The sequence below is a fragment of the Maricaulis sp. genome (genome assembly GCF_030149515.1).
Lineage (GTDB): Bacteria > Pseudomonadota > Alphaproteobacteria > Caulobacterales > Maricaulaceae > Maricaulis.
Window position 1 is genome coordinate 15,589 of the sequence record NZ_JASBRI010000029.1, and the last position, 21,125, is coordinate 36,713.

23 protein-coding genes are annotated in these 21,125 nt (G+C 66.3%); 17 read left to right on the plus strand and 6 right to left on the minus strand.

What is annotated here, in order from left to right:
* The first annotated feature begins 105 nt into the window (after positions 1–105).
* The 3 genes from Q1U94_RS13390 to trxB all read left to right on the plus strand — a co-directional run bounded on the left by Q1U94_RS13390 (position 106) and on the right by trxB (position 2,582).
* Positions 106–1,074, plus strand: a complete 969-nt coding sequence (locus Q1U94_RS13390; RefSeq protein ID WP_300545574.1) for a mitochondrial fission ELM1 family protein — start codon at positions 106–108, stop codon at positions 1,072–1,074.
* 13 nt (positions 1,075–1,087) lie between these two features.
* The gene (locus Q1U94_RS13395) at positions 1,088–1,531 is read left to right on the plus strand and encodes a sulfur transferase domain-containing protein (RefSeq protein ID WP_300545575.1); all 444 of its coding nucleotides are present in this window, start codon (positions 1,088–1,090) and stop codon (positions 1,529–1,531) included.
* 106 nt (positions 1,532–1,637) lie between these two features.
* A complete protein-coding gene (gene trxB / locus Q1U94_RS13400; protein ID WP_300545577.1) occupies positions 1,638–2,582 on the plus strand; it encodes a thioredoxin-disulfide reductase in 945 nt (314 codons plus the stop codon).
* 57 nt (positions 2,583–2,639) lie between these two features.
* On the opposite strand, the gene Q1U94_RS13405 is transcribed toward trxB, so the two are convergent.
* Entirely contained in the window at positions 2,640–2,876 is a 237-nt protein-coding gene (locus Q1U94_RS13405) for a hypothetical protein (protein WP_300545580.1), read from the minus strand.
* A gap of 220 nt (positions 2,877–3,096) precedes the next feature.
* Here Q1U94_RS13405 and Q1U94_RS13410 point away from each other — a divergent pair, with 220 nt between their 5' ends.
* The 6 genes from Q1U94_RS13410 to Q1U94_RS13435 all read left to right on the plus strand — a co-directional run bounded on the left by Q1U94_RS13410 (position 3,097) and on the right by Q1U94_RS13435 (position 8,858).
* Positions 3,097–4,233: a DUF547 domain-containing protein gene (locus Q1U94_RS13410; protein WP_300545582.1), complete on the plus strand. Its 1,137-nt coding sequence runs from the start codon at positions 3,097–3,099 to the stop codon at positions 4,231–4,233.
* Between the two features lie 70 nt (positions 4,234–4,303).
* A complete protein-coding gene (locus Q1U94_RS13415; protein ID WP_300545584.1) occupies positions 4,304–4,879 on the plus strand; it encodes a TetR/AcrR family transcriptional regulator in 576 nt (191 codons plus the stop codon).
* Between the two features lie 139 nt (positions 4,880–5,018).
* Positions 5,019–6,011 carry an aldo/keto reductase gene (locus Q1U94_RS13420; protein WP_300545587.1) on the plus strand — a complete coding sequence of 331 codons (993 nt, stop codon included), beginning with the start codon at positions 5,019–5,021 and terminating at the stop codon, positions 6,009–6,011.
* A gap of 122 nt (positions 6,012–6,133) precedes the next feature.
* Positions 6,134–7,027, plus strand: a complete 894-nt coding sequence (locus Q1U94_RS13425) for a LysR family transcriptional regulator (protein ID WP_300545590.1) — start codon at positions 6,134–6,136, stop codon at positions 7,025–7,027.
* A gap of 402 nt (positions 7,028–7,429) precedes the next feature.
* Entirely contained in the window at positions 7,430–8,563 is a 1,134-nt protein-coding gene (locus Q1U94_RS13430) for a hypothetical protein (RefSeq protein WP_300545592.1), read from the plus strand.
* A complete protein-coding gene (locus tag Q1U94_RS13435; protein ID WP_300545594.1) occupies positions 8,547–8,858 on the plus strand; it encodes a metalloregulator ArsR/SmtB family transcription factor in 312 nt (103 codons plus the stop codon). The genes Q1U94_RS13430 and Q1U94_RS13435 overlap by 17 nt, the downstream gene beginning before the upstream one ends.
* A gap of 58 nt (positions 8,859–8,916) precedes the next feature.
* On the opposite strand, the gene Q1U94_RS13440 is transcribed toward Q1U94_RS13435, so the two are convergent.
* Together Q1U94_RS13440 and Q1U94_RS13445 are read right to left on the minus strand one after the other, a co-directional pair.
* A complete protein-coding gene (locus tag Q1U94_RS13440; RefSeq protein ID WP_300545596.1) occupies positions 8,917–9,384 on the minus strand; it encodes a DNA starvation/stationary phase protection protein in 468 nt (155 codons plus the stop codon).
* A 119-nt stretch (positions 9,385–9,503) separates the two neighbouring features.
* Positions 9,504–10,709, minus strand: coding sequence for a pyridoxal phosphate-dependent aminotransferase (locus Q1U94_RS13445; RefSeq protein WP_300545597.1), 1,206 nt, complete (start codon positions 10,707–10,709; stop codon positions 9,504–9,506).
* 288 nt (positions 10,710–10,997) lie between these two features.
* On the opposite strand from Q1U94_RS13445, the gene Q1U94_RS13450 reads away from it, so the two are divergent.
* The 5 genes from Q1U94_RS13450 to Q1U94_RS13470 all read left to right on the plus strand — a co-directional run bounded on the left by Q1U94_RS13450 (position 10,998) and on the right by Q1U94_RS13470 (position 16,156).
* The gene (locus Q1U94_RS13450; RefSeq protein WP_300545599.1) at positions 10,998–13,223 is read left to right on the plus strand and encodes a marine proteobacterial sortase target protein; all 2,226 of its coding nucleotides are present in this window, start codon (positions 10,998–11,000) and stop codon (positions 13,221–13,223) included.
* Complete coding sequence (locus Q1U94_RS13455; protein WP_300545602.1) at positions 13,220–13,789, plus strand: class GN sortase; 570 nt, start codon at positions 13,220–13,222, stop codon at positions 13,787–13,789. The genes Q1U94_RS13450 and Q1U94_RS13455 overlap by 4 nt, the downstream gene beginning before the upstream one ends.
* Positions 13,790–13,960: 171 nt before the next feature.
* On the plus strand, positions 13,961–14,713 hold the full coding sequence (locus Q1U94_RS13460; RefSeq protein WP_300545604.1) for a hypothetical protein: 753 nt from the start codon (positions 13,961–13,963) through the stop codon (positions 14,711–14,713).
* Positions 14,714–14,745: 32 nt separating this feature from the next.
* A complete protein-coding gene (locus tag Q1U94_RS13465; protein WP_300545606.1) occupies positions 14,746–15,765 on the plus strand; it encodes a low specificity L-threonine aldolase in 1,020 nt (339 codons plus the stop codon).
* Positions 15,766–15,826: 61 nt separating this feature from the next.
* Positions 15,827–16,156, plus strand: coding sequence for a hypothetical protein (locus Q1U94_RS13470; protein ID WP_300545609.1), 330 nt, complete (start codon positions 15,827–15,829; stop codon positions 16,154–16,156).
* Positions 16,157–16,225: 69 nt separating this feature from the next.
* Here the strand turns inward: Q1U94_RS13470 and Q1U94_RS13475 are convergent, their stop codons facing one another.
* Complete coding sequence (locus tag Q1U94_RS13475) at positions 16,226–16,735, minus strand: response regulator (protein WP_300545612.1); 510 nt, start codon at positions 16,733–16,735, stop codon at positions 16,226–16,228.
* Between the two features lie 217 nt (positions 16,736–16,952).
* Between Q1U94_RS13475 and Q1U94_RS13480 the strand changes: the two genes are divergently transcribed.
* Positions 16,953–17,351, plus strand: a complete 399-nt coding sequence (locus Q1U94_RS13480; protein ID WP_300545614.1) for a DUF3775 domain-containing protein — start codon at positions 16,953–16,955, stop codon at positions 17,349–17,351.
* Positions 17,352–17,578: 227 nt separating this feature from the next.
* A complete protein-coding gene (locus tag Q1U94_RS13485; RefSeq protein WP_300545617.1) occupies positions 17,579–18,805 on the plus strand; it encodes an aspartyl protease family protein in 1,227 nt (408 codons plus the stop codon).
* A 183-nt stretch (positions 18,806–18,988) separates the two neighbouring features.
* Here Q1U94_RS13485 and Q1U94_RS13490 read toward each other — a convergent pair whose 3' ends face one another.
* Positions 18,989–19,789: a LytTR family DNA-binding domain-containing protein gene (locus Q1U94_RS13490; protein ID WP_300545620.1), complete on the minus strand. Its 801-nt coding sequence runs from the start codon at positions 19,787–19,789 to the stop codon at positions 18,989–18,991.
* Positions 19,790–19,879: 90 nt separating this feature from the next.
* Here Q1U94_RS13490 and Q1U94_RS13495 point away from each other — a divergent pair, with 90 nt between their 5' ends.
* The gene (locus Q1U94_RS13495) at positions 19,880–20,566 is read left to right on the plus strand and encodes an outer membrane beta-barrel protein (RefSeq protein ID WP_300545622.1); all 687 of its coding nucleotides are present in this window, start codon (positions 19,880–19,882) and stop codon (positions 20,564–20,566) included.
* On the opposite strand, the gene Q1U94_RS13500 is transcribed toward Q1U94_RS13495, so the two are convergent.
* Positions 20,563–20,997, minus strand: a complete 435-nt coding sequence (locus Q1U94_RS13500) for a response regulator (protein WP_300545625.1) — start codon at positions 20,995–20,997, stop codon at positions 20,563–20,565. The genes Q1U94_RS13495 and Q1U94_RS13500 overlap by 4 nt on opposite strands.
* Positions 20,998–21,125: the final 128 nt, after the last annotated feature.

The window sequence follows — 21,125 nt, forward strand, 5'->3', positions numbered from 1 at the left end:
TGATGGAGACGCTACATTCGTCGCACTATGTGACATCTGTAGCGCGACCTGTCAACGGGCACGCAGTCTTGACGCCTCGCCGGTCGCATCTTCTAAGTCGCGGCCATGGCGCAACCGGACCTGCCCCCCAACGCAATAGCGACAGACCCGCATCAGGCCACCATCTGGGTGGTCTCGGACGGGCGCCGCGGCATCGAGAACCAGGCGCTGGGCCTGGCCGAGGCCGTGGCCGGCAAGCTGGACCGGCCGGTCGGGATCGAACGCGTCATGGTGCGGCGGGACGGTTTCGTCACCCTGCCAGCCGCCGCCTCGCCGGATCTGTGGATCGGTTGTGGCCGCGCAGCCGTGAAGGTCGCCCGCAAGCATCGCCGCATCTTCCCGGACACGTTCTTTGTCTATGTTCAGGACCCGCGAACCCGCCACGATATTTTCGATCTGATTGTCGCCCCCGATCACGACCGCCTTAAGCGCGACAACGCGATGGCCATGATCGGCTCGCCCAACCGGATTTCCCGCGAAAAGCTGGACGAGGGCCGCGCCCGGTTTGCCGCGCGGATCGAGGCCCTGCGGGGGCCCCGCGCCGCCGTGCTGATCGGCGGCGCCTCGAAACGCTTCAAGGTGACCGAAGAGATCGCGGTCTATCTCGAACGGCGTCTCGACCATCTGCTGGGACGGGGCCTCAGCCTCATGGTGACCGTCTCCAGGCGTACGCCGGACAGGATCCGCGCGCGTCTGGCCAAACGCCTGGCCGGGCAGGACAGGGTCTGGTTCTTCGATGGCGACGGCGACAATCCCTATTTCGCCTTCCTGGCCGCGGCCGACTGGATTTTCGTCACCGAGGAATCCACGAACATGCTGCTGGAGGCTGCCGCGACCGGCGCGCCCGTCTACACGCTGCCCATGGCCGGCAGGCCCGGCAAGTTCGCCCGGCTGCACGCCGCGCTTGAAGGATATGGCGCGATCCGTCCCTATCTGGGCGATCTCGACCGCTGGACCTATCCGCCCCTGGACGAGACCAACCGCATGGCCGCCGCGCTGATCGCGCGCTGGCGGATGGCAGGACAAGACGATTGAGAAGGATATCCGCATGAGCGAGAGCGAAAGCCAAACCGTCGTTTGCCGGCATGGCGACATATGGATTGCGGCCCAGCCCAGCGAGGCCGATCTGGACCAGTGGGCCGCGGACGGCGTCAAGATGATCGTCAATTCGCGCACGCCGGGAGAGACGTCGGGCCTGTCCTTCTACCTGCCGGAAGCCGTCGAGACGCGTGGCATGCGCTATGTCGAACTGCCGATCGGCGGCACTTACGGGGCCAGCGCCGTGCTCACCGCCACGCTCGGGGACCTGCTCGCCGAAGCGGACGGACCGGTGGTCATGCATTGCCGCACCGGCGGCCGTTCAGCGCATCTTTATGCCGCCCATCTCGTCGATACCGGCCAGGACGGCGAGGACCCGTTCGACACGATGAACTGGCCCGGACCGCGCGACATGAACATGGTGCGTGCCCTCGTCCCGGTGCGCGGCGCATAGCCGGAATGCTGACATCGGGCATGCATCGCGCTGCGAACGCCCTATATAAGTCGTCCGATCCAGACCCGGGGCCCCGCGCCCGTCACCAGACTTCCCGAGGTTTCCCATGTCCGAGACGCGTCATTCGCGCCTGATCATCATCGGTTCCGGCGCCGCCGGCTATACCGCCGCCATCTACGCTGCGCGCGCCATGCTGGAACCGGTGCTGATTGCCGGCCTGCAGCCGGGCGGCCAGCTGACCATCACTACCGATGTCGAGAATTATCCCGGCTTCGCCGACGTCATCCAGGGCCCATGGCTGATGGAGCAGATGCGCGAACAGGCCGAGAAGGTGGGTACGGAAATGATCTCCGACATTATCGTCGAGGCGGACCTGTCCCGGCGCCCCTTCGTGCTGAAGGGCGACAGCGGCACCACCTACACGGCCGACAGCGTCGTCATCGCCACCGGCGCCCAGGCCAAATGGCTGGGCCTGGAGAGCGAGCAGAAATTCCAGGGCTTCGGCGTCTCCGCCTGTGCCACCTGTGACGGCTTCTTCTATCGGGGCAAGGATGTCGTGGTTGTCGGCGGCGGCAATACGGCCGTCGAGGAAGCGCTCTTCCTGACCAATTTCGCCTCCAAGGTAACCCTGGTGCACCGCCGCGACAGCCTGCGCGCGGAAAAGGTGATGCAGGACCGCCTGTTCAAACATCCCAAGATCGAAGTGGTCTGGGACAGCGTCGTCGAGGAGGTTCTCGGCGACACCGATCCGCCCGGGGTCACGGCGGTGCGCGTGAAGAACGTCAAGACCGGCGAGACCACCGACATTTCGGCCCACGGTTTTTTTGTCGCCATCGGCCACGCCCCGGCAACGGAACTCTTCATCGACCAGCTGGAAACCAAGGAAGGCGGCTATCTCATCGTCGAGCCCGGCACGCCGAAAACCTCGATCCCCGGTGTTTTCGCCGCCGGCGACGTCACCGACGACGTCTACCGCCAGGCCGTGACCGCGGCCGGAATGGGCTGTATGGCTGCGCTGGAAGCGGAGCGTTTTCTGGCGGCGCAGGAATAGCCCGGGCTCAACCCGGGAGACGGCCTGCCGGCCGCTCCCGGATCCGGATGCGGGGTCCTATTCCGGAATATCCGGCTTGTCCGTCGTCAGCATTCCGGCACGTTCGAGCTTGGCCCGGATCGCCTCGCGGTCGATCTCCGGCAGCGGCTCTTCGGGACCGGGCTTCTCACTGCGGGTCACAGGGGCGGCAGTTTCCGCCGGCGCGCCCTCGGCCTGCGGCTTTTCCTCCTGGGCCCGGGCCGCACCGCCAAGGGCGGCCGCCGCAATTGACGCTGCCATCAGCGCAGTACGCATGGTCGTCTCCTTCGATGTGACAATCAGCACTGCAAAGACAAGGCTTTGCAGGGTGCCAGATGGTTGGCGGCCCAGGCAGCTTCAAGAGACCCGCGCGACCTCGAAACAGTCCCGTGCAGACAGGCCCCGGCGCGAGAAAAGATGGACAGGATTTAAGTCGACCTGAGCGTGCATGCCCGGTACCCAGACCGGGCTGGGGAGCGCCAACAGGAGACTGATCATGTCGAATGTCCGGCTATGGATTCCCGCAGTCGCCGCGGCGGCCCTGCTCGCCCTTTCCGCTCCCCTGCCCGCGTCAGCCCAGGATGTGTCAGACCGTTTTTCCGCCTTTGCCGTTCACGCCGAAAGCGGGCCGGAAATCGACTATTCCGCGCTAAGCGTGATTTTCCGCAATGTCGTCTACGATGTGCCGATGTCCGACCGCCAGGTCGTGCGCAGCCGCGTTGAACGCACCGGCACCCGGCTCGTGCGCCAGAGCGAGTCGCGCTACCGCTATGAAGGCAATCGGCTGATGCTCCACGTTCTCAACGACGAGAACAAGGCCATCATCGCGTCCTACCGCGGCGGGCTGGAGGATATCGCACGCCAGGTCGACCTGGCCTCGCTGACGCGCGACGAACAGCTCGCCTTCTGGTTCAACCTGCACAATATCATCGTGCTGGACGAGCTGGCCCGCGCCTATCCGGTCAGCTCGCCGCAGCGGATCCGGCTGGGCCCGGACAATACCTCCCTGCACGACACTCCCGTTGTCGAGGCCGGCGGCACCCGTCTCAGCCTGCGCGATATCCGCGAGAATATCGTCTATCGCCATTGGGACGACCCGCGGGTGATCTACGGTTTCCACACCGGCGCCGTCGGTTCGCCGCAATTGCGGCGTCAGGCCTACACCGGCTCCGAAGTGTGGTCGATGCTGGATGCCAATGCGCGCGAATTCGTCAACGCCCTGCGCGGCGTGGAGGACAACACGACGCCCCGCATCTCGCCCGTCTACGAGACTGCGAGACCCCATTTCTTCGCCGATTGGCCGGCGGATCTGTATGCGCATCTCGGCACCTTCGCCGGCGCGCAGGTCTCCGCCATTCTTGCCAATGGCGGCGAACCGCGCTTTCTCGCCTATGACGACAATCTCGCCGACCTGACCAATGGCGCCGGCCCGTGCGCAACCGCCTCGCTCTACGGCGGCAGCGTCAGCCGGCCGAATGAAGGCGGCCTGGCCGACAGCGGTACGGGATGCCAGGCGGATTCGGAAATCGTTCGCGATTTCTTCGACAATGTCGCCCTGCGCCGGCAACGGATGTCGAGCGGCTCAGGCGATGTCTCGGTGCGGGATGTACCTGAGGAAGCGCCGTCGGACTGAGACTGGTGCCGGCACCGCCGCCCGGACCGCGGTGCTGGACCCGCCCCCGCGCATCGGGCTAGAGGGGTGCATGAGCGCCGATCAGCCCTCCACACGGACCCGTCTCATGCGCGCCGCCATGGTGCTGGTGGCCGAAGACGGATTCTCCGCCGCGACGACGGCTGCGATCGCCCGCAAGGCCGGCCTCGCGGAAGGCACGCTCTACCGGCATTTCGACAGCAAGGACGCGCTCTTCGTCGCGGTCTATTCCCACATCAAGCAGACCCTGTTCGAGACCGTGAAGGCCGGGACCGACGCCTCGGGCAGTGTGGAAACCCGCTTCCGGCGGTTCTGGCGCGGCATCTGGAACGCCTACAGCGCCGACCCCGTCGCCTTCGCCTATGGCCAGCGCTTTTCCGAATACCCCCTGTCCCGGGTCGACAGCGGCCAGGTCCACGAAGGCCTGATCACGCATACCGCCGCGCTGATCCGGGACGGCCAGGCCGCCGGGCAAGTCAAGCCCGTGCCCGACACCGTACTGCGCGCCTTCCTCTTCTCCCCGCTCGTGACGATGCTGAAACAGGGCGCCCAGGGGCGCCGGTGGAGCGAGGCGGAAATCGACGCGGCCATCGACGCAGCCTGGGACAGCTGGCGCATTCAGGACTAGAATTCTTCCGCAGGGGACTTGCGCTGACGCCGGCCGCATCCCATTTGTGAGTGAGCACTCACCCGCTGCGGTGAGTGCCTTTCATGGCTCCGGCCGGGGCCGCCCCTCATTCAGCAATCTCCACGCAAGGGAGACCATCATGCAGAAACGCGAAATCGGCCATTCCGGCATTTTCGTGAATCCGATCGGGCTGGGCTGTATGGGCCTGTCCGAATTCTACGGACCCGCCGTCGGCACGGCCGACGGTGTCGCCCTGCTGCACGCCGCGATCGATGCCGGCATCGATCATTTCGACACCGCCCAGCTTTACGGCATGGGCGCCAATGAACGCCTTCTCGGCGAGGCCTTTCACGACCGCCGCGACAAGGTGACCATCGCCACCAAGTTCGGCCCGGTCCGCGATCCGGAGACCGGCGCCTTTCTGGATGTCGACGGATCGGAAGCCAATATGCGCAGGGCGATCGAGGACTCGCTGCGCTTCCTCCGGACCGATCATGTCGATCTCTACTACCTCCACCGGGTCGACCCGAAAACACCGATCGAGGAAACGGTGGGCGCCATGGCCAGGCTGGTCGAGGAGGGCAAGGTTCGCGCCCTGGGCCTGTCGGAAGCCTCGGCGGACACGCTCAAGCGCGCCGGCGCCGTTCACCCCATTGCCGCGCTGCAATCGGAGTATTCCATCTTCAGCCGCGATATCGAGGAGGGCCCCCTGCCCGCCGTCCGCGAGACCGGCGCCTCGCTCGTGGCCTATTCGCCGCTCGGGCGGGGCCTGCTGACCGGCCGCTTCACCAGGGACTACACGCCCCCGGAGCAGGATTTCCGCTCCAGCGCCACGCAGCCGCGCTTTGCCCGAGATGCCCTGGAGGCCAATCTGGCCCTGGTCGAAGAGGTGAAAACCGTTGCGGAAACCCTCGATGCACATCCTGCGCAGGTCGCCCTGGCCTGGGTCCTCGGCCGGGGCGAGGAGGTGCTGACCATTCCAGGCACGACCAGGCTGTCGAACTTGCACGTCAATCTCGGCGCCTCGCGACTGACCCTGACGTCGGACCAGATCGCCCGCCTGGACACCCTGGCCGACCGGGTGAAAGGCGCCCGCTACCCGGAAAGCCGGATGAGCAATATCAACGCCTAAGGTCAGCGCTACACCGCAAGCCGGTCCCTTGCGGACCGGCTTGCGCATTTCGCCCCTCGCGATTTGTGCCCATACAGATAAACTGTCCCCGGAACTCTGATTCCGGGGGAGACGCAGGGCCGATGGACTGGGACAAGCTGAAGACGTTTCATGCCGCGGCCCAGGCCGGCTCGCTGACCAAGGCCGCCGACATGCTGGGCTTGTCGCAGTCGGCCGTCAGCCGGCAGATCGCCGCGCTGGAAGACGATCTGGGCGTCACGCTCTTCCACCGTCATGCGCGCGGCCTGATCCCGACTGAGCCGGGCAATCTTCTCTACGAGGCAGCCCACGAAATCCACGGCAAGGTGGCCGTCGCCGAGGCACGCGTCCAGGATGCCCGCGACGAACCCTCCGGGGAACTGAAGGTCACTGCCCCCACGGCCCTGGGCGCCATCTGGCTGGCCCGCCGCCTGGAAGCGTTCCACGAACAATATCCCGGCATCCGCATTCGCCTGATGCTGGACGATCACGAGCTGGATCTGGCCGGTCTCGAGGCCGAGGTCGGCATCCGCCCCTGGCCCTCGACCCAGAACGATCTGGTCCAGCGCAAGCTGATGAGCGTGCGACAGCACCTCTATGCCAGCCATTCCTATGTCGAACGCCGCGGCGCGCCGGTCTCGGCCGAGGATCTCGACAATCACCCGATCATCCATTACGGCCCGCCGCAAATGGCACCCATTCCGGGGCTGGACTGGGCCGCCAAGGTCGGGCGCCCCGACGGCGAACCGCCGCGACCTGCCGTGATCGAGGTGAACACGATCTATGGCGTGATGAAGGCCGTCGAGGCGGGCATGGGCATCGCCGCCCTGCCCGACTATGTGGCGCGGGAGAACGCCAATCTGGTGGAGGTCCTGCCCGAGGTCGAGGGCCCCGATTTCGACGTCTATTTCGTCTATCCCAGCGAGCTGCGCGGGTCGCGCCGCATTGTCGCCTTCCGGGATTTCCTTATCGAGCAGGCTCGGCTCTGGCAGAGCTGATTCCGATCGTCACCCGGCTCGCCGCCATCCGGTGATGGCGGAAATATTGCATGGCAAAAATGTGGACCGCCCGCATTTTTGCATGTCCGACATGATGGATCGGCTCTGGTCGGCCCTTCGCAAATGCATCATATACACGCCCGACGCGGCGGCGACGTCGCGCCTCAGATCTCCCCATTCTGAGTTTGCATACCCGTCTCCTCCCCATCAGGTATGCACATCGCGCCGGGTCCCCTCTCCTCCCCTTAAGGACCCGGCGCCATTTCTTCGGGCTACCCCGCCCGCAAGCGAGTAACACTGCCCCGGTCCTCCTGGACCGGGGCTTTTCTTTGCCTGTCCGCCACGACTTGCCAGGGCACCACATCGTCCATATATCCATTTTTCTGGAATATTGGATATTATATGCTGCACGATCATCTCAATGCGCAGTGCCAATGCACGCCCACCGGCCCCGGCCTGGCGCTCACGGCGCCACAGGGGGTTTTCCTGCCGCGCCGGACCCAAGCCGGCCTTGTCGAGGCGACGCGGGCCGTCGGCCGGACGCTGAGACGCCTGCGGCCGCGCAGCAGCGCTGTCGACAATGCGGGCCTCTTCAACAGTTTCGACTATCACATCACGCCCGACGGGCCGAAGCTGATCGAAATCAACGTGAATGCGGGCGGCCTCTTCCTGCAGCCCGCCATTGCCGCTTCGGTCGCATCCGCCCCGGCGGGCTGTCTGACCCGGATCGGCGCAACACACCCCGCCGATCCGGTCGAGACCATTCTCAAGGCCTGGTCCCGCCATGCCGGATCCACGCCACTCAGGCGGGTCGCGATCCTGGACGAGGATCCTGAAACACAACCGCTCCATTGCGAGATGCAGGCCGCGCGCCACGCCCTCGGCCGCGCCGGGATCGCCTGCGACATCCTCGATATAGGGCAGTTGGCGTTCGACGGCTGCGGGCTTCGCGGACCCTCCGGGCCCGTCGACATGGTCTACAACCGCTGGACCGATTTCACCTGGGCAACGCCGCAAAGCCGGACGCTGCGCCATGCCCATGAAACCGGCGCCGCATTCGTGGCACCCAATCCGCAGGTATGGCAGGCCTATGCCGACAAGGCCCTGCTCGTACAGCTGGCGGCCGATCCCGATCGGCCGGCCGCGATACTCGATGCCGAAGCCGTCACGCATGCACGCGCCGATGCGCTCTGGACCGGCCGCAAATCGCTGGTCTTCAAACCCCTTCGCGGCTTCGCTTCGCGCGGCGTCTATCGGGGCGACAAGCTGAGCCGGCGCAAATGGCAGGACATCCTGGACGGCGGTTATCTGGCCCAGGCCCTCGCCCCTCCCGGCCAGCGCATCCTGACCACCGCCGCCGGAGCACGCGCCTTCAAGACCGATATCCGCGTCTGGACGCATGGCGACACACCGCTTTATATGGCCGCACGCCTGTTTTCCGGGCAGGTCACGGGATTGAGCGGCGAGGCGGAGGGCTTCGCGCCCATCCTGTGGGTCGAAGACGAAAAGGGCGGACCGGATGCCTGCCATTGCTGACGCCGATACCGATCTCGACCGTCTGGCCGGACAGCTTGCCGCCCTGGGACACGGAACACGTCTGCGCATTTATCGCGTTCTCCTGCGGGCCGGGCCGGAGGGCCTCCCCGTCGGCCGGGTGCAGGCACAGCTGAGCATGGCGCAGTCCACACTCTCCTTTCATCTGCGCAAACTGGTCGATGTCGGCCTGGTGCGGCAGACGCGCGACGGACGGGTGCTGAACTGCTGCTGCGACATGGCGGCCATGGGGGGGATTCTTGCCTTCCTCCAGGAAGAGTGCTGCCGCAACGCCTAGCCGATAAAAAACCCCGGCATGGCGGCCGGGGTTTTCATGTTGGCTGGCAGGGCGCGCCCTATCCGATCGTCGAGCGCAGCATCCAGGCGGATTTCTCGTGCTCCGTGAGGCGCGGGGTCAGCACGTCGGCCGTGGCCTCGTCGCCATGTTCGTCAGCAAGTTCCAGCGCCTTGCGGATCGTGGCGACCACGGTTTCATGGCCCGTCAGCAGATCCTTCAGCATGGCATTGGCCTCGGTGGCATCGCCGCCGGACTTGATAGAGGCCGCGCCCTCCATCTCGGCGTAGGAGCGCGGCGCGACCACGTCGAGGGCACGGATACGCTCGGCGATCACGTCGGTTGCAGCCCAGAGTTCGTTGTACTGGGTCTCGAACAGGGCGTGCAGATCGTGAAAGCGCGGTCCGGTGACATTCCAGTGATAGACGTGCGTCTTGAAATAGAGCGCGTAGGTGTCCGCCAGGACAGCCGTGACGGCCTTCGCCATGGTCTCGCGCTGCGTGTCCGACAGACCCATATTGATGCTCATGCTTGTCTCCATTCGTAGTTCGCGTGCGGGCAGGCCCGCGGTCTCGACCCCAATATGGGCCGGGCAATTCCGCACTTCCAATCAGGAATTACGAAGGCCGGTATAGACTGGATCTATGATCAACTCAGTGCGGCACAAAAGCGCTGGATACGCTTTCCGGCTTCGGCGAGGGCGGCATCGTCCGTCGCGTAGGAGATGCGGAAACCCGGTTCCAGGCCGAAGGCAATGCCCGGCACAACGGCTACGGCCTCCGCACCCAGAAGCGCCGCGCAGAAATCGGTATCGGTTTCGATCCGCGTGCCGTCCGGCGCGGTCTTGCCGATACAGCCGGAACAATCGGCAAAAACATAGAACGCACCCTCCGGCGTCGGCGCCTGCAGGCCTTCCGCTCCGTTCACCGCCCCCAGCACCAGATCGCGGCGGCGCAGGAAGGCGTCGTTGCGCGCCTTGAGGAAACCGTGATCGCCGTTGAGCGCCTCTACCGAAGCCCACTGGCTGATCGAGCAGGGATTGGAGGTGGTCTGCGAGGCGACCTTGCCCATCTCCTTGATCAGCGCCTGCGGCCCGGCCGCATAGCCGATGCGCCAGCCCGTCATGGCATAGGCCTTGGAGACCCCGTTCATGGTCAGCGTGCGGTCATGGAGTTTCGGCTCGACCTGGGCGATGGTGGCGAATTCATAGCCCTCATAGACGATGTGCTCATACATGTCGTCGGTCATCACCCAGACATGCGGGTGGCGCAGCAGGACCTCGGCCAGCGCCTTCAGCTCGTCTGCGGTGTAGCCCATGCCCGTCGGGTTGGAGGGCGAGTTGAGGATGAGCCAGCGCGTTCTGGACGTGATCGCCGCTTCCAGCTGGTCCGGCGTGATCTTGAACCGGCTTTCGATTCCCGCCCGGACGGCCACCGGCGTCCCGCCGACCAGATTGACCATTTCCGGATAACTCACCCAGTAGGGTGCCGGAATGATCACCTCGTCGCCGGGATTCAAGGTCGCCAGAAGCGCATTGTAGATCACCGGCTTGCCGCCGGTGGACACATGCACCTGCTGGGCCGTGTATTCCAGATCGTTGTCGCGGCGGAATTTCCTGACGATGGCTTCCTTGAGTTCGGGGATGCCGTCGACGGCCGTATATTTGGTCTCGCCGCGCCGGATGGCCTCGATCGCGGCCGCCTTGATGTGGTCGGGCGTATCGAAGTCCGGTTCGCCCGCGCCAAGCGAAATCACGTCCACACCCTTCGCCTTCAGATCGCGCGCCTTCTGGGTGACGGCAAGCGTGGCGGAGGGTTTCACGCGCATGAGCGCGGCGGACGGCGAAAAATTCATGATGTGATTTCCGGTGAACAGGGATGGGCGAAGCAGGAAGCCTAGTCGCCACACCGGTTAAGGCCAATCCCCCAGCCATGCAAGATCGCCTTGGCGGCCCGGCAATTCTGCATGACATGAAAAGCCCGCGGCGCCCCGCAATTGCCCAACTTCTCCCCGCTCTCGCCCCATTCCTGCCCCGTCACATCCGCGTTCCGGGTCCAGCGTTTCAGGCGGACAGGGAGGCCGGCCGCTCCGGATCTCACCCTCGCAAACGGAGCGGCCGGCGCGTTTCGGGGAGAGACATTGATGGCATCCGCTCATTCACACCATTCGCTTGGAGGACAGGGCGGCTTTGCCCTTGTCCTGGCAATCGCCGCCCTCGCGGTATCGCTCCTTCTGTGGTCCGACGCCCGCGCCGACACGCCGGACGGCCTGGTCAGGCTGTCGGAGATCCATGAAGGCGCGCTGTTGATCAGGACCGTCGATGCCGGGCTCTACGTGCCCGCCCCGATGGTCGCCACCGACATCGAGCTGGATATATCCGGCCCCATTGTGCGCGCCACGGTGACCCAGCGTTTCGAGAATCCGTCGGATGCCTGGGTCGAGGGGACCTATGTCTTTCCCCTGTCCGCCGGCAGCGGCGTCGACCGGCTGCGCATGCAGGTCGGCGACCGCTTTATCGAGGGCGAGATCCACGAACGCCGTGAAGCCCGGCGCATCTACGAACGCGCCCGCGAGGCCGGTCAGCGGGCCAGCCTTCTGGAGCAGGACCGGCCCAACATGTTCACCACCTCGGTGGCCAATATCGGTCCCGGCGAGACCGTGATCGTGCAGATCGAATACCAGGACGTCGCCCGCCTCGATGACGGCACCTTCCAGGTGCGTGTGCCGCTGGGACTCACCCCGCGCTATATCCCGCAGGACAGTGACGTCCTGCCCGCCGCCCTCGGCAGCCCGCCCGATCGCCGCGTGCCCGGCGCCCATCGCATCACCCCGCCGATAATGCACCCGGACGGCGAGCCCGAGGAAGGCCTGCGCCTGCCGGTGACGATCACGGCCGATCTCAGACCCGGGTTCGAACTCGGCCGTGTCGCCAGCCTCTATCACGCCACGCTGATCGAATTGGGCGACCCCGGTCGCGCCCGGGTGTCACTGGCCGACGGGCCGATCCCGGCCAATCGCGACTTCGTCCTCACCTGGCGTCCTGCCGACGAGTCCGCCCCCAGCGCTGCCCTCTTTACCCAGGAACATGAGGGCGAGACCTATCTCCTCGCCCAGATCCTGCCGCCGGCTGCGCTCGGTGCCGGCACGCCGAGGCGGCCGCGCGAAACGATATTTGTCATCGACAATTCCGGCTCCATGGCCGGCACCTCGATGCGCCAGGCGCGCGACGCCCTGATCCAGGCGCTTCAGCGCCTGGCGCCGGAGGACCGCTTCAACGTGATCCGCTTCGACAATTCGATGGAGATGGTCTTCCCCGCCGCCGTCGACGCCAGCGAAACCAATATCGGCCGCGCCCTCGCCTTTGCGCGCGGCCTCGACGCCGGGGGCGGGACCAATATGCTGCCCGCCATGCAGGCGGCGCTGACCGACGCCACGCCGGACGACGGGAGCCGCATACGGCAGATCGTGTTCCTCACCGACGGCGCTATCGGCAATGAGTCCGAACTCTTCGCCGCCATCCACGACGGCCTGGGCCGCTCGCGCCTTTTCCCCGTCGGTATCGGTTCGGCCCCCAATACCTATTTCATGAGCCGCGCCGCCCGCATCGGCCGGGGCACCTTCACCCATATCGGCGATGTTTCGGAAGTCTCCGGGAAGATGGCCGAGCTCTTTACCACGCTGGAACGTCCGGTGATGACGCATCTCGACGCGCTCTTTCCGGAAGACACCTTGTCGGAAATCTGGCCGGCCCCGCTGCCCGATCTCTATTATGGCGAACCGGTACTGCTGACCGCCCGGCTCGGCTCGAGCGAGGGTGTGATGATGGTGGAAGGCCGCCTGTCAGGCGAGACCTGGCGGCAACAGCTCTCGCTGGCCGGCACGATACCGGCCACCGGTGTTGCCACGCTGTGGGCCCGCAACCGGATCCGCGCCCTGGAGGAAACCCGGTTCCGGGGCGCCAGCCAGGCCTCGATCGATGCGGCGGTGCTGGAAACGGCGCTCGATTTCCACCTGGTCTCGCGCCTGACCAGCCTGGTCGCCGTGGACGTCACCCCCGCCCGCACCGCCGGCGACGACCTGGTTGCACGCGACGTGCCCCTGATGATCCCCGACGGATGGGATTTCGAGGCGGTATCGGACTCTCGCGCCCGGCCGGTCCGGCATGCCGCGCTCGATGACGCCGCCGTCAGCCGCATCGCCCCGTCGGCACCCCCGCCCCCGCCCGGCAGCGATGCCGGCGAGGGTGAGGCCGGCCTTGCCCTGCCGGCCACCGCGACGCCGCGCGAATTGCTGAGCCTGGTCGGCGGATTGCTGATGCTGCTCGGCCTGCTCTGGCTGGTGATGAATCAGGAGCGCCGCCTGTGGTGAACACCCGTCTCATCGCCCGCGGCGGCGCGCTGGCGCTGATCGCCGCCGGAGCCCTGGTCTTCGGACAGGGGGTCTGGATCGCCGCCAAGGCCGAAATTGCGCAGGTCCTACTGGCGCACGCCTGGACCCGCGCAATCGACGGAGAGACCGCGCCAACACCATGGCCCTGGGCCGATACCTGGCCCGTGGCGCGGCTCTCCGTCCCCGAACTCGGCGAACATGCCATCGTGCTGGCGGATGCTGGTGGAGAATCCCTCGCCTTCGGCCCCTCGCTGCTCGCGGTGTCGGCACGCCCGGGCGAGGCTGGGGTCAGCGTGATCGCCGCCCATCGCGACACGCATTTCGCCTTCCTGCGCGATGTGGAACCCGGCCAGACCGTCATCGTCGAACCCGCGGACGGTCCGCCGGTCGCCTATCGCGTGACCGGCAGCGAAATTGTCGACGCCAACCGTTCCGGCATTCATGTCGACGGCGGGACGGCACGCCTGGCGCTCGTCACCTGCTGGCCCTTCGGCGCCATGACGCCGGGCCCGCTGCGCTATGTCGTATGGGCCGAAATGCTGTAGGCCGCCGCCCCTCCCGCCTACCCATTCTCCCCGGTCCCCGTTCCGGGGGATATGCGCAGCCCGTTCCCGACCGCAGCCCCATTACAGACTTGTCACCTCGACAAGTCTGGTCCTTGCCGCGGCGATCCGCTACCTCTTGAAACGACGGCGGGGGCCGATTGGGAGGCTGGATTGGGCGTAGCGTTTTTCGCGCCCCCGACCGATATCGTGCGCCGCCGTGCCCTCGCCGGCGTGCTTGCCATTGCGGCCAATTCGCTGTTCATCACCCTGCTTCTTTTCCTGCCGCGCCCGCCCGATCCGCGCGAATCGCCCGCCGCACTGGACGTGGTCTTCGTGTCCCCGCCGCCCCGGCCGGAACCCGCACCGGAACCCGCCACGGCGCCACCGTCCCGGACCGGACCGGAACCGCCGGAGCCCGAGCCGGCCGCCGAGGCCGCGGAACCGGTCACGCCGGCTGTGCCGCCACCATCCGCCGAGGCCGAAACCGACGAGGACGAGGACGACGACGACGAAACACCGGCGGAACAAGCCCGTGGCGGCGGCGCCGCGGCGACCGGCCTGGCGAATGAGGTTCTGCCCTATCCCGCCGGTCCCGGATCGACGGAGTTCGCGGTACGCGAAATCTTCTGCCTGTCCACCTCGGACGCCAATCGGGACGCCCTGCGCTGCCCGCCCCCGGACGGATCGGAAGGCCTGCCCATGCTGCAATATGCCAGCCCGGAGAACCTCGCCAGGGCCGAGGCCGCCTTTGCCGAACTTACCGAAGCGCAGATCCGCGCCCTGTTCGCCGGACGCGGACTTCCCGTCCGCGATCTGGCCGGCCAGCCCACCCTGGCCGACCCGTCCAGCCGCCCGACGTCCTCGGCCGACCAGATGCGCGACACCCTGCCGCCACTGATCCCCGACCCGGCCTTCGGCGATTGACGAATGCGCGCCGGCGTTCTCCATTGCGGCCCATGAATTTCCTGTCCGACACTACCGCCCCCGCCCATCCGGCCCTTCTCGAGGCCATTGCCGCCGCCAATGCCGGCTTTGCCGCCAGCTATGGCGCCGACGACGTCTCCGTCCGCGTCGAAGCCCGGCTGAAGGAGATTTTCGAGACCGACCTGAAAGTCCTGTTCGCCGTATCCGGCACGGCCTCGAACGCGCTTGCCCTGTCGGTCCTGTGCCCGAGTCACGGCGCCATCCTGTGCCATGACGAGGCGCATATTCACCGCGACGAACGTGGCGCGCCGGAATTCTTTACCGGCGGCGGCAAGCTGATCCCGCTCCATGGCGATCACGCGAAAATCTCGCTGGACGCGCTCGACAGCGCGCTGGGCGAGATTCCCGAAGGCTTCGTGCACACCTCGCCGGTCCGGGTCTTGTCGCTGTCCAATCTATCCGAGAGCGGCAGCGCCTACAGCCCGGCCGAGATTGCCGAACGCGCCGGCCGGACCAGGGAACGTCCGGCCTTCGTGCACATGGACGGCGCGCGCTTCTCCAATGCCCTTGTCACCCTGGGCTGCAGCCCGGCCGAGCTGACCTGGAAAGCGGGCGTCGATGCGCTTTGTTTCGGCGCCACCAAGAATGGCGCACTGGGCGCAGAGGCCGTGATTCTCTTTCCCTCTGTCATGGACCGGTTCGAGGAGTTGCAGGCTCGGCAGAAGCGGGCGGGACACATGGCCCCGAAAATGCGCTTTCTGGCCGCCCAGTTCGAGGCCTGGCTGTCCGGCGATCTCTGGCTCGATCTTGCGCGCACAGCCAACGGGCATGCCCGGCGCCTGGCCGAGGGGCTTGCCGCTCTGCCGGGCGTGACCATCCTGCATCCTGTGGACGGAAACGAAGTCTTCGCCCGGCTCCCCGAAAGGCTTGCTGAACGCTTGCGCGGAGGCGGGGCGAGATTCTATCAGTGGCCCGACGGATCTGCGCGTTTCGTGACCAGCTGGTGCACCGGAGACGCAGAGATCACCGGTCTCCTCGAGACAGCATCCTGACACCACTTGTGTGTGCAGAACAAATCATGTACACCTTGTGAATGTGGAGCAGGAGGGGTGCATGTGTGCAGATATCGGGATTGTCTTAGAACTGGATGAAATCGCCTTCGACCCCCATGGCCGGGTCGTCGTCTCCGACAAGGCGGCCGGCGTGCGGATCATGGAGCTCCTGGCGGAAGCCGACGCCATTTCATGCCGGTCCGGCTGCGGCGCGCCACTCAGCTGCGACACCGCGCTGATCACCCGCACGGAAGCCGTCCGCATCGGACGCGACGTTCTCGTCAACAATCCCGACTTCGCCGCCATCATCCGCAAGCGCAAGGCCGTCGGCGCAGGTGAGGCCGTGATCGTGTTCTCGGTCTACAAGAAGATGGAGACAACAGCCGCGTAAGGGACATGGACACGAAAGCGACGGACATGGAGCAGCCCCGGTCCGTGTCGCCTGAAATATGCGGCCGTACTACCCGGTCGCGGAGTGTTCCTCGTCCGTCTCGCGGCGCCAGGGGCCGGTATAGCGCGGATCCTGGCGGCGGCGGCGGTCGGGGCCGAAATAGGTCGAGGCCTTGATGAAGCGCCGCGGGCGCTCGATCAGCGCGGTAATGCGGTGGAACAGGTCCACCGGACGCACCGGCTTGGCCAGGTATTCATTGACCCCGGCATTGATCGCCTCGAGCACCTTGGAGCGGTCGGTATGGCCGGTGACCATGATGATCGGCAGATACTTGTTGGCGCTGTCCGAAGCGGTGCGCACCAGGCGCGTGAATTCCAGCCCGTTCAGATCGCCCAGCATGTAGTCGACAAGGGCAAAGTCCGGATTGACGTCGCGCATCGTCTCGAACGCGTCCGCCGCATCGCGCACCTCGACGATCGTGCGCACGCCGAAACCCTGCAGGATCGTGCGCAGAATGGTCGACATGTGAGCATTGTCCTCGACGATCAGGACGCGGATGCGGTCGAAGCTGCCGGACATGGGGTCTCGCGGTAACGGCGGTGAATCGGTCGTTGGCTGCATATTGACCCCGCCACCTTAACCAAGTCTTGATCGGAGAGCCCGCCGCCCACCCCGCCGCCCACCCCGCCGCGGCATCGCCGCGCACCCCGGGGACGGAGGTCACAGAAGCGCGAAACCGTGCTAGGCTGCGGCCGTTGCCAAGCGTTCATCGCGTCAGGCGTGAAAGGGCGTTGACATGAACATCGCGGAGCAGATGGTCCAGAAACTCATCCTGAGAGCGCGGGCCTATGACAGCAAGGAACAGATCGACGATTACGAGCACGAGCGCGATCCGGACAATGGCGAAACCGACGCCGTGGAGACGCTCCTGACCGGCGATATCGACCCCATCCGGACCGAGATCGAGGACTGGCTGGACAGTCTGGACGAGGAAGCCCAGGCCGAGCTCGTGGCGCTTTACTGGATCGGCCGCGGCGATTACGAGGGCAACGATTTCCCGCAAGCCGTCCGCGAGGCACGCAACCGCCGCTCGGGTTCGACTGCGGCCTATCTGCTGGGCGCACCGATGCTGGGGGATTATCTCGAACTCGGTCTGGACGCCGTCATCGAAGCTGACGTCTACGACGAGGCCTGATGAGGCCCGGCCAATCTGTCCGGACATCGCGCTGGCGACCCGGCGTCCCGACCTGTTCCTGCGGTCCCTCGCGCCCTGCTCGGGCGGTCGACCGCGAAATCCCCATCGATGCCGTCAAACCGACCGACGAAGACACAAGGGGGACAGGTATAGTTAACGAGCGTTAACTATACCTGTCCCCCAAATCGTGGCGCGTTCTGTCGGCAACAACAGCTCGGAGGTGTCCGATGATCCGGTTGATGGTTTCCCTGTCCGCTCTGCTTGTTCCGGCAATCAGCGCACCCGGCCTGCCGCAGGACAGGGAACTCCCGGAGCTTCTGAACGCACCCATTGAGGTTGAACGCCCGCAGCCTGTTGCTTCAACGGCGCTCGAAACACGCTTCGGGAAGTTGTTTCTGAACGCCACGGTGAATGGCGAGACGCATGAATTTATCTTCGACACGGGTTCGCCGACCATGCTCTCGCGCAGTATCGCCGAGCGCCTTGGGTTGACGACTATCGGCCACAATACCGGCCTGGACGCGAACGGCAATTCAGTCACGATGGCGTTCGCGCTCGTCGACGAACTCGCGGTCGGAGGCGCAGTGTTTCATGATGTTCCGGTCCTGGTGTTCGATTTCACCGAACTCTCTCTCGGTGGGTGCATCATTGACGGCGGCATTCTCGGATCGGAAATCTTGGCCGGCAGTGCCTGGCTGATAGACACGGAGAATGAAACGCTCAGTTTTGCCGCGAACGCCGATGCACTTGGAAGCGGCGAGGCGGTCGTCGACGCCGGGCTGAGCGATTTCGGGTATCCGCACGCACCAATCATTGCTTACCAGGTCGGCGATGTGACTGACCGGGCCTTGTTTGACACCGGCAGTGCCGAAGCCGTCTCCCTCTTCCGGACACTCATTCAGGACGCGTCTGTCAGAGACGCAATTGCGGCAGATTCCATGGTCACCGGACGTGGTTCCGAAGGCGAGTCGGCCGGTGGTTACGGCGAAATCACGGACCTTGCCCGCTTCACGCTCGAGGCCTTTTCCATCGACGGTCAATCGGTTGCTCCGTTGCGCGCGAACACCCGCGGCGCGCCCCCGACGCTCGTCGGGGCCGGCATGCTCGACACCTATCGTGTCCGTCTCGACTACCCGCAGGGCCGCTTTGTCCTGGAGCGGCGCGACGAGGCGCTTCCGGACGAAGCGGAGAGTGGCTACTCGGTCGCGTTCGTGGACGGTCAGGCGCGCGTGGTACAGATATTCAGCGGCTCCCCCGCTGCCGAGGCCGGCCTCCAACTCGGGGACCAGGTCATCGCTATTGACGGGCGCCGGCTGGACGTGACCCCAGCCTCGCCGATGTGCGAGACGGCGCTCTGGCTGCTCAACGGGTTCGACGCCGCCCGCGGCGGGGTTTTTGAGATCCAGCGGGGTGACACAAGAATGACAGTGTCCGTTCCTCCGGCGGGACAATGACAAGGCTGCGGAGACTGCCTCCGCATCGGGACAACCGGCAACCCCCGCCTCCCTAAAGCCACACCTTCCCGTCATCACCCGGATCGGGATCCGGGCACACGTCCGGCCTCATGTGTCAAACGCACCAGGTGTCGTGAGGACGTCCGGGCTCCGGTACGGCACGATACCGGACCGCCAACCCGGTCAGTGTCCGAGCCAGGCCGCCACTGTCTTGCGCCGCCGCCGGCTGACGGGCACCGCCCGGCCGTTTTCCAGGACCAGCCACCAGCGTTCGCCGTCGCTGCGCCGCTCGCTCACGGCATGGCGGGCAACCCAGTGCGACCGGTGTACCTGCAAGCCCGGTTCGTCACCGGTCTCGGCGATGGCGTCGGTCAGGCGCATCAGCAATTGCCCCTCGCCCCGGTCCGTGATCACACGCACGTAATGTCCGTCGGCTGACAGGGCGAGCAGGCGGCCGGTGCGCGCCGGACCGGCGAGCCGGCCGAGCAGGCGCGGCCGTTCGGCAGGCGGCCGGGTGTCCGCTCCATACCCGTCGCCGCGGGCCGGAAGCCATGCGGCGGGGCCCAGGCGCAGCCGGTGGGCGGCCAGGGTCAGGCCCGTGCCCAGGACCAGGATCTCCAACCAGGTCGCCAGCCAGTCGGCGTCCACCGGACGGGCCAGAAGCCCGCGTTCCAGCAGGACCAGCCAGGCCGTTCCCGGCCAGGCGGCCAGCGCGACCAGAAGCGTCAGCGCGAGGGCGGGGCGCGGGCGCGCCCGTTCCGGCATGAGCCGTGCCGCGGCAAAGGCCAGCAGCTCGATCAACCCCCACACGCCCATCACCGCCAGAATCCAATAGGCCAGCCGCGCGCCGCCGCCGAACTCCTCATAGGTGCCGAACGGACCGCTCAGTCCCAGCGCGCCGCCCAGGGCCAGCATAGCCCCGCCCGCCGCGAACGGACGGCGGGGCCATTCACGCTGCGCGAACGGCAGGGCAGCGCCTTTCATGTCGTTTCTCCCGTCATTCACGCATCCTGGCTTGAGACGCAGGACCAGGGAAAGAGGCTGGGCGATAGCAATTTCGTGACGGAGTCCTTCATGCGTTTTCGCCCTTCCTTCCTTCTCCCCTGCCTCGCGCTCGCAAGCCTGCCACTGGACTGCAGCGCCGTGGCGCAGGGCCTGCCCGCACAGACCGGCGCCGACGGTCCCTTTCTCGGTATCGGCGTGGGGCAGACCGCGCACGGGGCCGATCTCACCGTGTCGGTGGTCGGGGCCGGATCGGCAAGCCTGGACGGGACAAGTCTTGACGCGCCGGCGCTCGATATCGCGGCCGGCTGGATGGCGGCGCACGGGCGATGGCACTGGGGCGTTCGGGGAGAGGCCGGCTTCGTTCTGGAGGATGCGCGTGCCACCGGCGCCTTCGATGACGGGCCCGCCGGGTCGGTCTCGCTACGCCGCGACGACAGTCTGCACCTCGTACTGCAGGCGGGCTGGGCGCCCGGCGAGGGCAGTCTGGTTTACGGCTCGGCCGGCTGGACCTGGACCGCACTCACGGCGCAGGGCGAGATCGCCGGGACCGGATTTTCCCGGTCTCTGGACCAGGACGGTTTCACGCTGGGCGGGGGACTCGGCGTGGCGGTCAGCCGCCACGCCATGCTGGTTCTCGATATTCGCCGGGAATTCCTGAACGCGCGCACGCTGATGCCCGATCCGGATACGCAGCTCGAGATCGGCGGCCAAGCCAGTGGCGCACGGCTCGGTCTCGTCTGGCGTTTCGGCGGCTAGGCCTGCTTGCGCTCGACCGTGTGAAGCCCGGCATCCGCCTCGCCCGTCAGCTCGGCGATCTTGTCGCCCAGCATGCGGGCCGTGACCGGCTTGGGCAGGATCGCGTCGACCCCGGCCTCGCGGGCTCCGGCGGTGAGATGGTCCTGGCCGGTCGGCGAGAGGAGGATCAGCGGCAGCTCCGGCATCGGGCTCTGCGCGGCATCGCGGAAGGCGGCGACCAGTTGCACACCGGTCTCGGCACCCAGGTCGTAATCGATGATCGCCAGATCCGGGCGGCACACCCGCGCCATGATGAAGGCTTCCTCGCGGTTTTCCGCTTCGTAGATCCGCGTCACGCCGAGGCCGCAGAGCAGCGTCTTCAGGACGGTTCGAACCGGACGGCTATCGTCGACCAGAAGAATATTGATGGCTGCATCGCCCAGGACTGACATGGTCTCCTCCATCGAATGTCGAAGCTCATATTATGCGAAACATGTTTAACGCCCGGTGACCGGGGAGTGATTCCGTATGATCTCGTCGCTGCCCGCTGCTGACACAACGCTGGCAGGGAGCGCACCGC